Genomic DNA, 14,934 nt, shown 5'->3' on the forward strand with positions numbered 1-14,934 from the left:
CGCCGGATCCATGCCATACCTCAAACAAGCGGGCGCATTCATGGTGTCGCGGCCATTCCTGGCGCTGCTGGCCGTCGTGTTGGCCGCCTGCATCATCTGGTTCACGGGCGACCTGCTGGCCCTGAGCGGCGTGCGCCCCATGGCTTCGCGCGAAGTGCGGCTCGCGCTGATCGTGCTGTTGCTGCTGCTCGGCATCCTCTGGCTGGCCTCGGGCCCTTACAGCCTCGTCGGCGTCGGGGCACTGTGCCTTCTCATATGGCATGCGGGACCGACCCTGGCGATCGGGGAGGCCAGGCCGCTCGCGCCGATTGGAACGCGCATCGCGCTCCTGGTCGCGGTCCTGTCGCTCTACGCCCTCTACGGCTGCTTCCGCCTCTGGCAGGCCTTGCGCAGCAACGACGACCTGCTCGCCAGGTTCCTGTTTCGCAAGGCGTTGCCCCAGGAACACGAGGCCGCGAAGGAAGAACTCAGGCGCGTGGCCGCCGGGATTCAGGCGGCCGTGGCGGCACTGCGGAAAATGCGCGGCTTCGGCCGCCTGCACCGGATGCTGGATGGCAAGCGTCACCTGTACGAACTGCCGTGGTACATGGTCCTCGGGAGCCCCGGCGTCGGCAAGACGACAGTTCTGCGCCATTCGGGGCTCCAGTTTCCGCTGACGCGCCAATGGGGGCTTGAGAGCCGGACGATGCTGTCCGATGCTCCGGCCGAAACGTTGCACTGCGATTGGTGGATCGCGAACGAGGCGGTGTTCATCGACACCGCGGGCCGCTACACCACCCAGCGCGGCCATGCCGCCTGCGATCCCGCCGAGTGGCGCGGCTTTCTTGGCCTGCTTCGCTCGCATCGCGTGCGCGCGCCGATCAACGGCGTGATCGTCGTGCTGAGCGTGGCCGAGCTGCTCGCCCAGGGCGATGCCGAACGATCCGAGCATGCGGCACTGGTGCGCGATCGACTGGCCGAGCTTCGCCAAGTGCTGGGCATCCGCTTTCCGGTCTATGTGATCGTGACCCAGATCGACCGGTTGCGCGGCTTCCGCGAGTACTTCCATTCGCTCACGAGCGACAGCCGCGCCCAGCCCTGGGGTTTCACCTTGCCGCTCGCGCTGAAGGGGCGCCTCGATTCCCGCGGCAGCCCGGCACCGGAGGGGGAGGGCTTGCACCCACGGGTTCGTGCCGAGTTCGAGCTGCTCCAGCAGCGGATCGAGGCCGGCCTTCATGCCCGTTTGAACGAGGAGTTCGACGTCGAGCGCCGACGCCGCCTCTTCGCGCTGCCGCGCGAGCTGGCGGGACTGTCGTCGCGATTGCTGCCTTTGCTGGAGCAGGTCTTCCTCTTGTCCCGGTTCGACGACACGCAGAACCGCGAGGCGCTTCGCGGCGTCTATTTCACGAGCGGCGCGCAAGCGGGCGCCGAATTGCCGGCGGATGGCGCGACGCTGCTGCAACGGATGCGCCGGCGGCTCGCGGAAACCCGCGACGTGCCTTCGGCCTGCGCGTCGCAAGAACACGCCGACCCGGAGGCTGCGCGTGGCCAGCAAGGCTTCTTCATCCAGGGAGTGCTGGCCCGGGTGATCATTCCCGAAGCGCACCTGGTGCGCCCGAACCTGCGCTGGGAGTTCCGTTTCAGGCTCATGCGAATCCTGGGGCACACGCTGGTGATCGTGCTGTTCGTCTGGCTGGCCGGTGCGTTGGCGCTGAGTTTCGGCAACAACCAGCGTTATCTCGAGGCGGCGAGCCAGCGAACGAATGCACTGTCGCTGCAGGTGCGCTCGTTGTTCGAAGGCCTCAGGACCACCGACGTTCCCGATGCATTGAACGCCGCGCACGAACTGCCCAGTCAACCCGGGCTGGATCTCGACGACCCGGGCGGTGCCTATCTCTACGGGCTCTATGCCGCACCAGGCGTGCTGGCGGCGGCCGGCGAGACCTATGCCCGCCTGCAGAACCGCACCTTGCTGCCCGCCATCGTGCGGCGCATGGAGGCCGTGTTGTCGCAGCGCATGAAGGAGGGCGATGCGAAGGCGGCCTACGACGCCTTGCGCGCCTACAAGCTGTTGTTCGACCGGTCGCGCTACATGAAGGGCGGCGCGGCCGAGGTGCGCGACTGGGTGCTCGGGGACTGGGAGCTGTCCGGCGGCGCCACCGCATTCGGCGGCCGGGCCGCGGTGGTCGAGCATGCGGTAGCGCTCTTTTCGGGGGAACGCGCGCTTGAAGTGGATGCACTGCCCGATGCGGCGCTGGTGCGCGCGGCGCAGGATTTTCTCGGCACGCAGGCGTCGACCCAGCGGATCTACGAGCGCGCGAAGGCGGCGATGGAAGCGGAGGCGCCGCAAGCCTTCACGCTGATTCGAGCGGTCGGGCCGCAGGCCGGAGCCGTCTTCTCGCGCGACGGCGGGTTGCCGCTCGATCAAGGCGTGCCGGGCCTTTTCACCTACGACGGCTATCACGAGGTCTTCGACAAGCGCCTGCCGGAGTTCGCCGCGCGTGCGTTCGATGACGATGGCTGGGTCATGGGGCGAGGGGCCGCTTCCTCGATCGAAGGCTCGGCGCGCGATGCACAGGGCGACCCGCGGCTGGCCGACATCCGGCGCCGCTACCTCGAGGAGTACGCCAAGCACTGGGAGCACTTTCTTGCTTCGGTGCGCCCGGTCGGCGGCAGCGACGCAGCCGCCACGAACCTGGGCTTCGACCTCGGTGTGCTGCGGCAGCTTGCTGCCCTCGACTCGCCGCTGAGTCGGCTCGCGCGCGCCGCCGCACGCGAAACCACCTTGTCGCGCCCGTTGATGGTTCCGGCGCAAGAGACCAGGGGATTGCTCGACAAGGCTGCCGAACAGATGAGCCGGCAGACCGAAGCGATGGGGCGTCGCCTCGGCATTCGCGCCGAGGAGCGGATGGAACGGCAGATCGTGGACGACCGTTTTGCCGCGCTGCGCGAACTGATCACCGGGCAGCCCGACGTGGGCGCGCTACCGGGTGGCACGGCGGGTACCGCGAAGCCGGGGCTCGAAGCCGTCACCGGCCTGATCAACGAGTTCTACACGCTGCTGGTGGTGGCCGACACGGCCTTGAGCGCCCAAAGCCTGCCGCCCGGTGGTGCCGAGGTCGGTGCGCGCCTGCTGCTCGAAGCCGGGAAGCTGCCGGCGCCTTTTCGCGAAGTGTTGACCGCGCTGGCCACGAGCGGCGGCAGCAAGGTGGTGCAGGGAGCGACCACAATCCTGCGTGGCCAGGCGCAGCTCCAGTTCGATCGTCTCATGAGGTTGATGGCGCAGCAGGTCGGCGAGCCTTGCCGGCGTGGCGTGGAAGGCCGCTACCCGCTGGCGGCGACCGTGCAGGATGCCTCCATCGAGGACTTCACGCTGATGTTCGCCGTGGGAGGGGCGGCCGACGAGTTCTTCGCAAAGCACTTGGCGGCCCTTGTCGATACCAGCGTGCGTCCCTGGCGCTACAAGGATCCGGGGAGCTTTGCGAGTCTCGAGGTCCCTGCGGGCCCGGCGGCACCCGTGGCCGCAACGGGGACCACCGGGCCCACGCTGGCGGGAGAGCTGCTCAAGCTGCTCGCGCTCGGCGGTCCGAACCTCGAGGCCTTCGACCGGGCACGGCAGATCCGCGATCTCTTCTTTCGCGAGGCAGATGGCAGGAAGCTCGGGTGGAAGCTGGAGCTGAAGGTACTCGAGCTCGAGCCCAGCATCACCGACCTCGGCATCGACATCGATGGGCAAGGCCAGCGCTATGTCCATGGGCCGGTGCAGGCGCTTTCCATCCACTGGCCCGGTCCGCGCGGTGGATCGATGGCGGAACTGAGCGCGAATCCGCGGGTGTCGGGGCCGACCTCGACCGTGGGCGCCAGCGGGCCCTGGGCGCTGTTGCGACTGCTGGACAAGGGCCGTCTCGTGAGCACGGCGACCCCGGGACGCACGAGCGTCGAATTCCAGTTCGACGGACGGCGCGCGCTGCTCGACATCGGTTCCGGCAGTCAGCCGCATCCGTTCAACAGCGATCTGCTCAAGGGGTTTCGCTGCCCCGGGCGCATGGGGTGATCCGATGTTCGGCGAACTGATCGCGTCGTGGCAGGTGACACCGCCCGCCATCTGGGGCAAGTTGTCCGGTCATGCGGACTTTGTCCGCTTCGGAACGGGACAGGGAGAGATCGAGGCCTGGCGGGCCTGGCTCGCGCAAGAAGCGCGCCGATGCACCTTGTCCGCGGGGGACAAGGCCGGGCAGTCCCTGTCGGGCGCGGAGCGGCGGCCGGGGTTGCCGGTGGCCTTCGTGTTGCCGCCCGGAACCTTGCCGTTCGCCCGGCGGCAATGCGTTCTCGGTGTCATCGCGACCTCGGGCGACAGCCTCGGACACCGCCATCCGCTGGTCGTCTATCAGGCGGCAAGGCCGAGCTGGATCCGGCGCCACTTCGAAAACCATGCAGCGCAGCCGCGAGACTGGCAGTTCTGGCTGGCCCGGATGCTTGGGCGCCATCTGGCGGCGGCCTCGCCGGCGAACATCCGGACGCTGGCGATCGCGGTCCGGGCGCTGTGGGACGAGCAGTCGCGCGCTGGCGGCACGCCAGGCCTGCCGCCGGGCCCCGCCTTCGCGAATGCCAGTGGCCGCGACGACCCCTCAGGCCATCGGATGCAGGCCGTGATCGATCGATGGACGGCACCGAGGCCGGCGATCGATCCTGTCGCGCATGTGCGTGGCGTTCGCTTCCTGCCCTGGTCCGACTGGCCGGACCGGACCTGGAGCGCGCATGCCGGCAGCGCTTTCTGGCAACAGGACGCCGAGGGACGTTTCGTCGATGCGAGCCATCGGTTGCAGGCCACCTGGGGCGTGCTGCCATGAGGCGGTCTTTGGCCGTAACAGGTCGCGGTGCGTTCGAAGCCGCGTCGGCCCCCGAGCCGTGGGATTTGCCGCCGCGCGAGCACTTTCCGCATCGCGAAGCAGAGGCAGACCCCTTCGGCCTGCTCGACATCGCGGGCGCGCGGCACCGTCGGCGCGCGGATGTCGTGACCTCGTTGCTGCACGAAGGCCCCCCGCTGCCGCGGCCTTCCCGGTCGCTGTCGGTGCGTGACGACCGGGATTCCTCCATCGACGGGGCGAGGGGGCGCTGCGCGCTGTTCGAGCAGTGGCACGAAGAGTTCGTGCGCGTGGTCCGCGATCCCGGCGCGCTGGCTGGCCGGGCCGGCTCGCAGTGCCTCGCGGAGCCGGGCGGGAGCGCCGCGCCGACATGGGCACAGTTGAATGCACAGGGCGCCCGCTTTTCCTCGCCCCTGGACATTTTTCGTGCCCGCGACAGCATCGATCGGGTGATCGAAGGCTTCGACCGGCTGGATGGTCCCGATCTGCTGGCACCCGGGCAGCCCGCGGAAGTGCTCTCGGCATTCGCTCCCGAGCTCGTTGGACATGCCGGCGGGGCGCTGCCCGGGCTGACGCGGCGCGAGCACCACGACATGGCGACCGACAGCCCGGTCCGCATCGGCGCACGCGCGGGTGGCCACGGGGATTCCACGGCATGAACGAGGAACTCCCCGGCGCCGGCGCTGTGGCGCGGCAGATGGCCGAGATGCTCGACGCGGCCAGCCATGCGCCCTGGAGGTTCGGCTTCTTCGCGTTGCTGCGCCGGCTTGCCGCCGCCAGGCCCGACCAGCCGTCGATCGGGTTGGCGGCGCGCCCGCGGCAGGAAGCCTTTCGCCTGGGGCAGGCTGCGGCCCTGGCCTTCGCGCCGCGCGAAATCGCCGAGATCGCGATGCCGTCGCAATCCGCCGCGCACCGAGGTGGCAACGACCCGTCGCGGCCGCTGATCCGGCTGTACGGGCTGGGCATGCTCGGATCGAACGGACCGCTGCCATTGCATTTCACCGAGATCGTGCGCGACCGCATGGAGAACGCGGGCGACAGCACCCTCGCGGACTTTCTCGATCTGTTCCATCACCGCTACCTCACGCACATCTACCGGGCCTGGGCGCAGAGCCAGTCGACCGAGGGGCTGGATCGCCGCGGGGACGAGCGTTTCAGCCGCTATATCGCGCGCCTGACCGGTCACGATCCGGCCGAGATCCTCGATTCGGTGCTGCCGTCGCACGCACGGCTGGCCGCGGCCCCGCACCTGGGTCGGGAGACGCGCCATCCCGATGGCCTGGCGGGCACGCTGGCGCATTTCTTCGCCATCCCGGTTCGGCTGCGGGAGTTCATGCCGTATTGGATCTGCATCGCGCCCGAGGAGCGCAGCCGGCTGGGAAGCGCCAGCGCCCCGAGCGTGATGGGCGCGGGCGCCGTGGCGGGCGAGGTGGTTGCCGACCGGCAGGGCCGGTTCCGGCTGGTGCTCGGCCCGCTGACGCTCGAGCGCTATCTGCGCCTGACCCCGCAGGGCTGCGACCTGCCGCTGCTGGTCGAGTGGGTCCGCGCCTTTGTCGGCCATGAATTCGCCTGGGATGTCGAACTGCGGATCCGTCGCGACAGCAGGCCGCCCGCGCGCCTCGAGGCGCTGCGCCGGCTGGGGTGGTCGACCTGGCTGGGCGGGGACGAGGCAGCCTGCGGGGATTACACGGTCGGCATGGTGTTCGAGCCCGAGCGGTACATGGGCACCGCGGAGTCGCCATGAATCCGTGGCCCGCGGTTTCCGGCGACCTCGTCGACGACTGGGGAGCCCAGTGGCTGTCGCCGGTCAGTCCCACGGCGCCCTGCGGCCCCAGCCTCGAGTACGACCCGGACCATGCGGTGCTGCGTTCGCGCATGCTGCCGCGGGCCGAAGCGCAATACGGCGATTTCATCGGGCTTGCGGAGGCGCCGAACTGGGGTGACGTCGAGCGGGACTGCGTGCGCCTGCTGGCGCGCACGCGCGACATCCATCTGCTGGTCTGGCTGTGCCGGGCGCGCACGCGGCTGGCGGGCGCCACGGGGTTGGCGCAGGGGCTCGCGGTGCTGGCCGCGGTCCTCGCCCGTTGGCCGGACGCCGTGCATCCGCAGCGCGTGATCGAGGGCGAGGACGATCCGACGGTGCGCGCGAACGCCCTGGCAGCCCTGGCCGATCCGGACGGCCTGGTCGGAGACGTCCGCGAGATCGTCGTGCATGCCGGTTCGGCCGCGCGCCTGACCGTGCGCGATGTCGATCGGGCGCTGCATGCGGCGGGCGGGGCATCGTTGCGGGATTCCGTGGGAAGGCAACTGTCCGAACTGCGGCGCGTGTCGGGCTCGGATCCGGGGGCGCCGCTGAATCGCCTGGCGAGCGCAGCGTGCTCGGTTCAGCGCATCGTGCGGTGGAGCAGGGCACAACTCGCTGGCGAGGCGCCCGAACCGCATCCGCTGCAACGGCTGCTGAGCCCCTTTCACCTCTCCAATGACGTCGCTGCCCATGAAGCTCCTGGCCGGCGTACCTCGTCGGTGACGGTCGCGCCTCTCGCCGACGCGGCCGCGCATCAGCGGCCCACCTCGCGGGACGACGCGCTGAACGCCATCCGGGCCGTGCGGGCCTGGTTCGAGGTCCATGAGCCGAGCACCCCGGTCGTGCTGCTGCTGCGCCAGGCTGAGAGCCTGGTCGGAAGGCCCTTCGCGGAGGTGGTCGGTGCGATTCCACAGGAACTGCTGCAGAAATGGGGCGCCGCGAAGTGAACCCGCTCCCGCCGGCATGGCTGCTCGCGGGCATCCTCGCCATTGGCTGGCTCGGCGGCGGACTGTCGGCATGGCTGTTCCTGCGAACGGGGCGCAAGGCGCCACGGGTCTCGCGGCAACCCGCCCGGCCCGATGTACCCGTGGCCGAACGCCCGGCAGCCCGGGTTTCCCGGATTCCGCGGCCGGCCGAGGCCACACCGCCCGTACCGCCGCCGGAACTACCGGAACGTCGGCTGCTCGACCTCAGCGACGAGGAAATCGACGCGCTTCCGGCGGAACTGCCGGCCGCCGAACGTGCCCAAAGGCGCAAATTGCCGGGTCCCCGAAAGCCTGATCTGCGGAATATCTGAGCGCGACATCGTCAAAATCCGTTGAAAAGGATTTTTGGCGGCGGATGAGGCGCAAGCCTCTTGATTTGTCGAATTCTCGCCACCAGCTTTTCCCGAGCCGGCACGGCGCTTGCACGCTCTATAGAATCTTTTTCATGGCAACGAGAATTCCTTCGACCCCTCCCGCTCCACCGGTGCGCAAGCCGGCGCGAGACGACGGAGATTCGGTCGTCCTCGAGCGGCGTCCGCAGAAAACGGCGCCACCCCAGATGTACCAGGTGGTCATGCTCAACGACGACTACACGCCCATGGAGTTCGTGGTCGTCGTCTTGCAGGAGTACTTCAGCAAGGACCGCGAAAGCGCCACCCAGATCATGCTCAAGATCCACCTCGATGGCCGCGGCGTCTGTGGGGTCTATTCCCGCGACATGGCGGCCACCAAGGTCAACCAGGTGATGGAAGCCGCCAAGCAGGCGGGGCACCCTTTGCAATGTGTCAGCGAACCCGTGGAATGAACCTGTTGATTTAGGCAAGCTCCAACCCATCTGAGAACTTATTTACAGCAAGGCAAAAAGGAAATCACATGATTGCCCAGGAACTGGAAGTCAGCTTGCACATGGCCTTCGTCGAGGCCCGGCAACAGCGCCACGAGTTCATCACCGTGGAGCATTTGCTGCTCGCTTTGCTGGACAACCCGAGCGCCGCGGAAGTTCTGCGCGCCTGCTCGGCCAACGTCGATGACCTGCGGGCGTCGCTCACCAACTTCATCAAGGACAACACGCCCCAGGTGGCGGGTACCGACGATGTGGACACCCAGCCCACGCTGGGCTTCCAGCGCGTGATCCAGCGCGCCATCATGCACGTGCAGTCCACCGGCAACGGCAAGAAGGAAGTCACTGGCGCCAACGTGCTGGTCGCGATCTTCGGCGAGAAGGATTCGCACGCGGTCTACTACCTGCACCAGCAGGGCGTGACCCGCCTCGACGTGGTGAACTTCATCGCCCACGGCATCAAGAAGAGCGATCCGCCGGAAGCCGTCAAGGGCAACAGCGAAGCCTCCTCGAACGAGAACGAAGAAGGCGGCGGCGAGAAGAACGAGAAGGCCTCGCCGCTCGAACAGTTCACGCAGAACCTCAACCAGATGGCCAAGGACGGCAAGATCGATCCGCTGATCGGCCGCGAGTACGAGGTCGAGCGCGTGATCCAGATCCTGTGCCGCCGGCGCAAGAACAACCCGCTGCTGGTCGGCGAGGCCGGCGTGGGCAAGACCGCGATCGCCGAAGGCCTGGCATGGCGCATCACGCAGGGCGACGTGCCCGAGATCCTGGCCGAGTCGAACGTGTTCTCGCTCGACATGGGCGCGCTGCTCGCGGGCACCAAGTACCGCGGCGACTTCGAGCAGCGCTTGAAGGGCGTGCTCAAGTCGCTCAAGGACAAGCCGAACGCGATCTTGTTCATCGACGAGATCCACACCCTGATCGGTGCCGGCGCGGCCTCGGGCGGCACGCTCGATGCGTCGAACCTGCTGAAGCCGGCGCTCTCGAGCGGCCAGCTCAAGTGCATCGGTGCGACCACCTTCACCGAATACCGCGGCATCTTCGAGAAGGATGCGGCCCTGTCGCGTCGTTTCCAGAAGGTCGACGTGGTCGAGCCCTCGGTGCAGGAAACCGTCGACATCCTCAAGGGTCTGAAGTCGCGCTTCGAGGAGCACCATGGCGTGAAGTACGCGGTGGCCGCATTGCAGGCCGCGGCCGAGCTGAGCGCCAAGTACATCAATGACCGTCACCTGCCCGACAAGGCGATCGACGTCATCGACGAAGCGGGCGCGGCCCAGCGCATCCTGCCGGCGAGCAAGCGCAAGAAGACCATCAGCAAGACCGAGGTCGAGGAAATCGTCGCGAAGATCGCGCGCATTCCCCCGGCCAACGTCAGCAACGACGACCGCAGCAAGCTGCAGACGATCGAGCGTGACCTCAAGAGCGTGGTGTTCGGCCAGGACAAGGCGCTCGAGGTGCTGGCCTCGGCCGTCAAGATGGCGCGCTCGGGCCTGGGCAAGGGCGACAAGCCGATCGGCTCGTTCCTGTTCTCGGGTCCCACGGGCGTCGGCAAGACCGAAGCGGCCAAGCAGCTCGCCTACATCATGGGCATCGAGCTGATCCGCTTCGACATGTCGGAGTACATGGAGCGTCATGCGGTGAGCCGCCTGATCGGCGCGCCTCCGGGCTACGTCGGTTTCGACCAGGGCGGCCTGCTGACCGAAGCCGTCACGAAGAAGCCGCACGCGGTGCTGCTGCTCGACGAGATCGAGAAGGCGCATCCGGACATCTTCAACGTGCTGCTGCAGGTCATGGACCATGGCACGCTGACCGACAACAACGGGCGCAAGGCCGACTTCCGCAACGTCATCATCATCATGACGACGAACGCGGGTGCCGAGACCATGAACAAGGCGACCATCGGCTTCACCAACCCGCGGCAGGCCGGCGACGAGATGGGCGACATCAAGCGCCTGTTCTCGCCCGAGTTCCGCAACCGGCTGGATGCCATCGTCAACTTCAAGGCACTCGACGAGCAGATCATCCTGCGCGTGGTCGACAAGTTCCTGCTGCAGCTCGAAACGCAGCTGGCCGAGAAGAAGGTCGAGGTCACCTTCACCGACAAGCTGCGCAAGCACCTGGCGAAGAAGGGCTTCGATCCGCTGATGGGCGCACGGCCGATGCAGCGCCTGATCCAGGACACGATCCGTCGTGCACTGGCCGACGAACTGCTGTTCGGCCGCCTGACCGAAGGCGGGCGCCTGGAAGTCGACCTCGACGAAAAGGACGAGGTGCTGCTCGATATCCAGCCGCTGCCGAAGAAGGAAGGCAAGTCGAAGCCCGAAGCGGAAGAGGCCGCGACCGGTTAAGGCAAGCGAAGGAACTGGGCATTCCGTGGCCGGCGAGGCCGCGGAACCGCCTCCAAAGGCCGGTAGCATCGCGCTGCCGGCCTTTTTCTTTTTATCGGTCCGCCCCTCGCCTTGATCCTCCCCGAACTCAGTCCCGAATGGAAAACCGGCCTCTCCCTGGCATGGAGCGGCTACATCGCCGTGCTGTCGGTCTGGATCGTGATGCAGAAGCGCGCACCGGTGTCGACGATGAGCTGGATCCTGTCGCTGGCGCTGCTGCCGTTCGCGGGATTCGTCATCTATTACTTCCTCGGGCCGCAGCGCCTGCGCAAGCAGCGGCTCAAGCGCCTGCGTACCCGCGCGAACGCCAACGCGCAGGCCGACCTCGCGCGGTTGCGCGACGCGGCCGAGCATGCGCCGCCGGCGCTGCAGCAGATGGCGCGGCTGGGCACCGCGACCTGCGGCATCCCGGTATCGAGCGCCACCGGCGTCGAGCTGCTCTCGGGCGGGGCACGCACCTTCGACGCGATCTTCGAGGCGGTGCGCGCGGCACGCGACCATGTGCATCTCGAGTACTACATCTTCGAGCCCGACACCATCGGCACCGCGCTGCGCGACCTGCTGGTGGCGCGCGCGGGCGAGGGCGTGAAGGTGCGCCTGCTGATCGACGCGCTGGGCTCCAAGCGCATCGGCCGCAAGTTCATGGCGCCGATGCTGGCCGCGGGCGTGCAGGTGGCGCTGTTCCACGACACCAAGATCGGCCGCCGCCTGCGTCCCGTGACCAACTACCGCACCCACCGCAAGATCGTGGTGTGCGACGGCCGCGTGGGCTTCACCGGTGGCGTGAACATCACCGACGAGGAGGACAAGCGCACGCGTCCCGACGCCTACCACGACGTGCACCTGCGCGTGGAAGGCAGCGCGGTGCGCTGGCTGCAGACCACCTTCATGGAGGACTGGACCTATGCCACCGGCGAGGACCTGCACAGCTTCGGCGACGGGCTTGATGCGATGCTGCCCAAGGTGGAGGCCGGCGAGATCCCGGTGCAGATCGTCACCAGCGGGCCCGACAACACGCTCGAGGCCATCCACCGCATGCACGTCGAGGCGATCCACAACGCCAACCATCGCGCCTGGCTCACCACGCCGTACTTCGTGCCCGGCGAGCCCGCGCTGATGGCGCTCACCAGCGCCGCGCTGCGCGGTGTCGACGTGCGGCTGCTGGTGCCGCGGCGCAGCGACTCGGCCATCGTGAGCGCCGCCGCGCGCTCCTACTTCGACGAGCTGATCGCCGCGGGCGTGAAGGTGTGGGAGTACAAGGCGCGCATGCTGCACTCCAAGACGCTGGTGGTCGACGAGGACTGCGCGATGATCGGCACCGCGAATTTCGACAACCGCAGCTTCCGCCTCAACTTCGAGGTCTGCGCGGTGGTCTATGGTCCGGCGCTGACCCGGCCGCTGGCGGCGCAGTTCGAGACCGATCTGCACAGCTCGGCCGCGGTGCGCGCGCATCGGCCGCAGCCCTTCTGGCAACGGCTCGGCGACTCGATCGCGCGGCTGTCGTCGCCGCTGCTCTGAGGCCGGGCGCCGCACCCGGTATCCGCTTTCGCTTTCCCACAACGACATGACCGCTCAAACCTTCCTCTGGCACGACTACGAAACCTTCGGCGCCGTGCCGCGCCGCGACCGGCCCTCGCAGTTCGCCGCCATCCGCACCGACGCGGCGCTCAACGAGATCGGCGAGCCGCTGATGATCTATTGCAAGCCCGCGCCCGACTACCTGCCGAGTCCCGAGGCCACGCTGATCACCGGCATCACGCCGCAGCTGTGCCTCGAACGCGGCCTGCCCGAGCACGAGTTCGCGGCGCGGATCGAGCGCGCCTTCTCGCAGCCCGGCACCATCGGCGTGGGCTACAACACCATCCGCTTCGACGACGAGGTCACGCGCTTCCTGTTCTGGCGCAACCTCATCGATCCCTATGCGCGCGAGTGGCAGAACGAATGCGGCCGCTGGGACCTGCTCGACGTGGTGCGCCTGACCTATGCGTTGCGGCCCGACGGCATCCAGTGGCCGAAGAAGGAGGATGGCAGCGCGAGCTTCAAGCTCGAGGACCTCGCCAAGGCCAACGGCCTGCTGCACGAGTCGGCGCACGATGCGCTGTCGGACGTGCGCGCCACCATCGCGCTGGCGCGGCTGATCCGCAACGCGCAGCCCAAGCTGTTCGATTTCGCCTTCGCGCTGCACCGCAAGGACCGCGTGGCCACCGAGCTCGGCCTGCCGGCGGTGCGCGAGACCGCGAAGCCCTTCCTGCACGTCTCGGGCATGTTCCCGGCCGAGCGCGGCTGCCTGGCCGTGATGTGGCCGCTGGCCAGCCATCCCACCAACAAGAACGAGCTGCTGGCCTGGGACCTCGCGCACGACCCGAGCGAACTGCGCGACCTCGACGCCGACACCGTGCGCCTGCGCATGTTCACGCGCGCCGCCGAGCTGCCCGAGGGCGTGGTGCGGCTGCCGATCAAGGGCGTGCACCTCAACAAGTCGCCGATGGTGGTGGGCAACCTGCGCACGCTGGCGGCGCCCATGGCCGAGCGCTGGGGCATCGATCTCGACACGGCCATGCGCCATGCCGCCATCGCGCGTGACCTGCCCGACATGAGCGCGATCTGGGCCAGGGTCTACGAACGGCCGAAGGAGGATGCGCCCGATGTCGACGAAGACCTGTACGGTGGTTTCGTCGGCAACGGCGACCGGCGCCGGCTCAACCAGCTGCGCGCGCTCTCGCCGGCCGAACTCGCGAGGGACCGCACCGGTTTCGACGACGGGCGGCTCGAGGAGATCGTGTTCCGCTACCGCGCGCGCAACTGGCCCGAGACGCTGAGCGAGGAAGAGGCGCAGCGCTGGGAAGAACACCGCGTGGCGAAGCTGTTCGACGGCGAGGGCGGTGCCCGCACGGTCGAGGGGCTGTTCGCCGAGATCGATGCGCTGTCGGAGACGGTGGACGAGCAGGGTGAGGAACTGCTGGGCGCCCTCTACGACTACGCGGACGCGATCGCGCCGTCGCGTTGAACCTGCGGGATCGTTCGTGCCGATGCCGTCGATGCGACGACTCCCACGCGGGCTCGCCGCCGCGATGCTGGCGCTGTCTCTGGCGGGATGCGGCTCGCTCCCCGCATCGCCAGGTGCAGCGGCCTGTGCCCCAGGCCTCTCGCCCTTCGAGCGCGACACCCTCTATTTCGGCCGCGCCATTCCCACCGGCCGCCAGGTCTCCGAAGCCGACTGGCTGCGCTTCCTCGATGGCACCGTGACCCCGGCCTTCCCGCAAGGGTTCACCGTCATCGACGCCGTGGGCCAGTGGCGCGGCGCGGCGGGCGCGGTGGTGCGCGAGCCCTCGAAGATCGTGGTGCTGCTGCATCCGCGCGACGACAAGGCCGACGCGGCCATCGCCCGGGTCATCGCGGCCTACCGCCAGGCCTTCGCGCAGGAGGCCGTGCTGCAGGAAAGGCAGGCTGTCTGTGTCCGGTTCTGAACAGAACTCCGAGGCGGATGTCGTCCGGCGGCTGGTGCCGGCCGACGCCGTGGCCTATCGCGCGCGCATGCTCGATGCCTACGAGCGGCATCCCAGCGCCTTCACCTCGACGGTGGCCGAGCGCGGCGCCTTGCCGCTGCGTTTCTGGGAGGAGCGGCTGGCGTCCGGCGATGACACGGCCGACGTGGTCTATGGCGCCTTCGACGCCAGCGGGCTGGTCGGCGCGGCCGGTCTGAGCTTCGAGCGGCGCGAGCGCGCGCGGCACAAGGCGACGCTGTTCGGCATGTCGGTGGCCGAATCGGCCCGGCAGGCGGGCTTCGGCCGCCGGTTGGTGCTGGCGCTGCTGGACCATGCGCGCCAGCGGCCGGGCCTGCGCCTGGTGCAGCTCACCGTGACCGAGGGCAACGACGCCGCCCAGCGGCTCTACGAACGCTGCGGCTTCCGGCCCTTCGGCGTCGAGCCGCTGGCGATCGCGCTCGATGGCCAATTGCTGGGCAAGGTGCACATGTGGTGCGACTTGCTGCAGCCCGGCCAGGCGCGGGGCTGAAGCCCGGGGCAGGTCGAGCGCCGAGCGGCACCATTGCGGCCGCAACGGCGGT

12 protein-coding genes are annotated in these 14,934 nt (G+C 68.6%); all 12 read left to right on the forward strand.

Annotated features, from left to right (window positions below):
- Positions 1-10 precede the first annotated feature (10 nt).
- On the forward strand, positions 11-4,033 hold the full coding sequence (gene tssM, locus KV106_RS00120) for a type VI secretion system membrane subunit TssM (protein ID WP_261205591.1): 4,023 nt from the start codon (positions 11-13) through the stop codon (positions 4,031-4,033).
- Between the two features lie 4 nt (positions 4,034-4,037).
- Positions 4,038-4,829, forward strand: coding sequence for a TagF domain-containing protein (locus KV106_RS00125; protein ID WP_057594832.1), 792 nt, complete (start codon positions 4,038-4,040; stop codon positions 4,827-4,829).
- A complete protein-coding gene (locus tag KV106_RS00130) occupies positions 4,826-5,503 on the forward strand; it encodes a TagK domain-containing protein (protein ID WP_261205592.1) in 678 nt (225 codons plus the stop codon). The genes KV106_RS00125 and KV106_RS00130 overlap by 4 nt, the downstream gene beginning before the upstream one ends.
- Positions 5,500-6,588 (forward strand): type VI secretion system baseplate subunit TssG, encoded by a 1,089-nt coding sequence (gene tssG, locus KV106_RS00135; protein ID WP_057594830.1) that lies wholly within the window; start codon positions 5,500-5,502, stop codon positions 6,586-6,588. Before KV106_RS00130 ends, tssG begins: the two co-directional genes overlap by 4 nt.
- Complete coding sequence (locus KV106_RS00140; RefSeq protein ID WP_261205593.1) at positions 6,585-7,595, forward strand: type VI secretion system protein TssA; 1,011 nt, start codon at positions 6,585-6,587, stop codon at positions 7,593-7,595. The genes tssG and KV106_RS00140 overlap by 4 nt, the downstream gene beginning before the upstream one ends.
- Positions 7,577-7,945 carry a hypothetical protein gene (locus KV106_RS00145; protein WP_261205594.1) on the forward strand — a complete coding sequence of 123 codons (369 nt, stop codon included), beginning with the start codon at positions 7,577-7,579 and terminating at the stop codon, positions 7,943-7,945. The genes KV106_RS00140 and KV106_RS00145 overlap by 19 nt, the downstream gene beginning before the upstream one ends.
- 134 nt (positions 7,946-8,079) lie before the next feature.
- Positions 8,080-8,439: an ATP-dependent Clp protease adapter ClpS gene (gene clpS / locus KV106_RS00150; RefSeq protein ID WP_057594846.1), complete on the forward strand. Its 360-nt coding sequence runs from the start codon at positions 8,080-8,082 to the stop codon at positions 8,437-8,439.
- 68 nt (positions 8,440-8,507) lie between these two features.
- Positions 8,508-10,829: an ATP-dependent Clp protease ATP-binding subunit ClpA gene (clpA, locus tag KV106_RS00155; RefSeq protein WP_261205596.1), complete on the forward strand. Its 2,322-nt coding sequence runs from the start codon at positions 8,508-8,510 to the stop codon at positions 10,827-10,829.
- A gap of 111 nt (positions 10,830-10,940) precedes the next feature.
- On the forward strand, positions 10,941-12,386 hold the full coding sequence (cls, locus tag KV106_RS00160; protein WP_261205597.1) for a cardiolipin synthase: 1,446 nt from the start codon (positions 10,941-10,943) through the stop codon (positions 12,384-12,386).
- A gap of 46 nt (positions 12,387-12,432) precedes the next feature.
- The gene (sbcB, locus tag KV106_RS00165) at positions 12,433-13,875 is read left to right on the forward strand and encodes an exodeoxyribonuclease I (protein ID WP_261205598.1); all 1,443 of its coding nucleotides are present in this window, start codon (positions 12,433-12,435) and stop codon (positions 13,873-13,875) included.
- 64 nt (positions 13,876-13,939) lie between these two features.
- On the forward strand, positions 13,940-14,335 hold the full coding sequence (locus tag KV106_RS00170; protein WP_261205599.1) for a DUF3574 domain-containing protein: 396 nt from the start codon (positions 13,940-13,942) through the stop codon (positions 14,333-14,335).
- Positions 14,322-14,882, forward strand: a complete 561-nt coding sequence (locus tag KV106_RS00175) for a GNAT family N-acetyltransferase (protein WP_261205600.1) — start codon at positions 14,322-14,324, stop codon at positions 14,880-14,882. Before KV106_RS00170 ends, KV106_RS00175 begins: the two co-directional genes overlap by 14 nt.
- Positions 14,883-14,934 lie beyond the last annotated feature (52 nt).

Origin of the sequence: Variovorax endophyticus, from assembly GCF_025376855.1 — a bacterium.
Classification (GTDB): Bacteria; Pseudomonadota; Gammaproteobacteria; order Burkholderiales; family Burkholderiaceae_C; genus Variovorax.

What these genes read in the sequence shown, in the direction of transcription:
- tssM (WP_261205591.1), top strand. Translation starts at nt 11, where the DNA reads ATGCCATACCTCAAACAAGCGGGCGCATTCATGGTGTCGCGGCCATTC.
- KV106_RS00125 (WP_057594832.1), top strand. Translation starts at nt 4,038, where the DNA reads ATGTTCGGCGAACTGATCGCGTCGTGGCAGGTGACACCGCCCGCCATC.
- KV106_RS00130 (WP_261205592.1), top strand. Translation starts at nt 4,826, where the DNA reads ATGAGGCGGTCTTTGGCCGTAACAGGTCGCGGTGCGTTCGAAGCCGCG.
- tssG (WP_057594830.1), top strand. Translation starts at nt 5,500, where the DNA reads ATGAACGAGGAACTCCCCGGCGCCGGCGCTGTGGCGCGGCAGATGGCC.
- KV106_RS00140 (WP_261205593.1), top strand. Translation starts at nt 6,585, where the DNA reads ATGAATCCGTGGCCCGCGGTTTCCGGCGACCTCGTCGACGACTGGGGA.
- KV106_RS00145 (WP_261205594.1), top strand. Translation starts at nt 7,577, where the DNA reads ATGGGGCGCCGCGAAGTGAACCCGCTCCCGCCGGCATGGCTGCTCGCG.
- clpS (WP_057594846.1), top strand. Translation starts at nt 8,080, where the DNA reads ATGGCAACGAGAATTCCTTCGACCCCTCCCGCTCCACCGGTGCGCAAG.
- clpA (WP_261205596.1), top strand. Translation starts at nt 8,508, where the DNA reads ATGATTGCCCAGGAACTGGAAGTCAGCTTGCACATGGCCTTCGTCGAG.
- sbcB (WP_261205598.1), top strand. Translation starts at nt 12,433, where the DNA reads ATGACCGCTCAAACCTTCCTCTGGCACGACTACGAAACCTTCGGCGCC.
- KV106_RS00170 (WP_261205599.1), top strand. Translation starts at nt 13,940, where the DNA reads ATGCTGGCGCTGTCTCTGGCGGGATGCGGCTCGCTCCCCGCATCGCCA.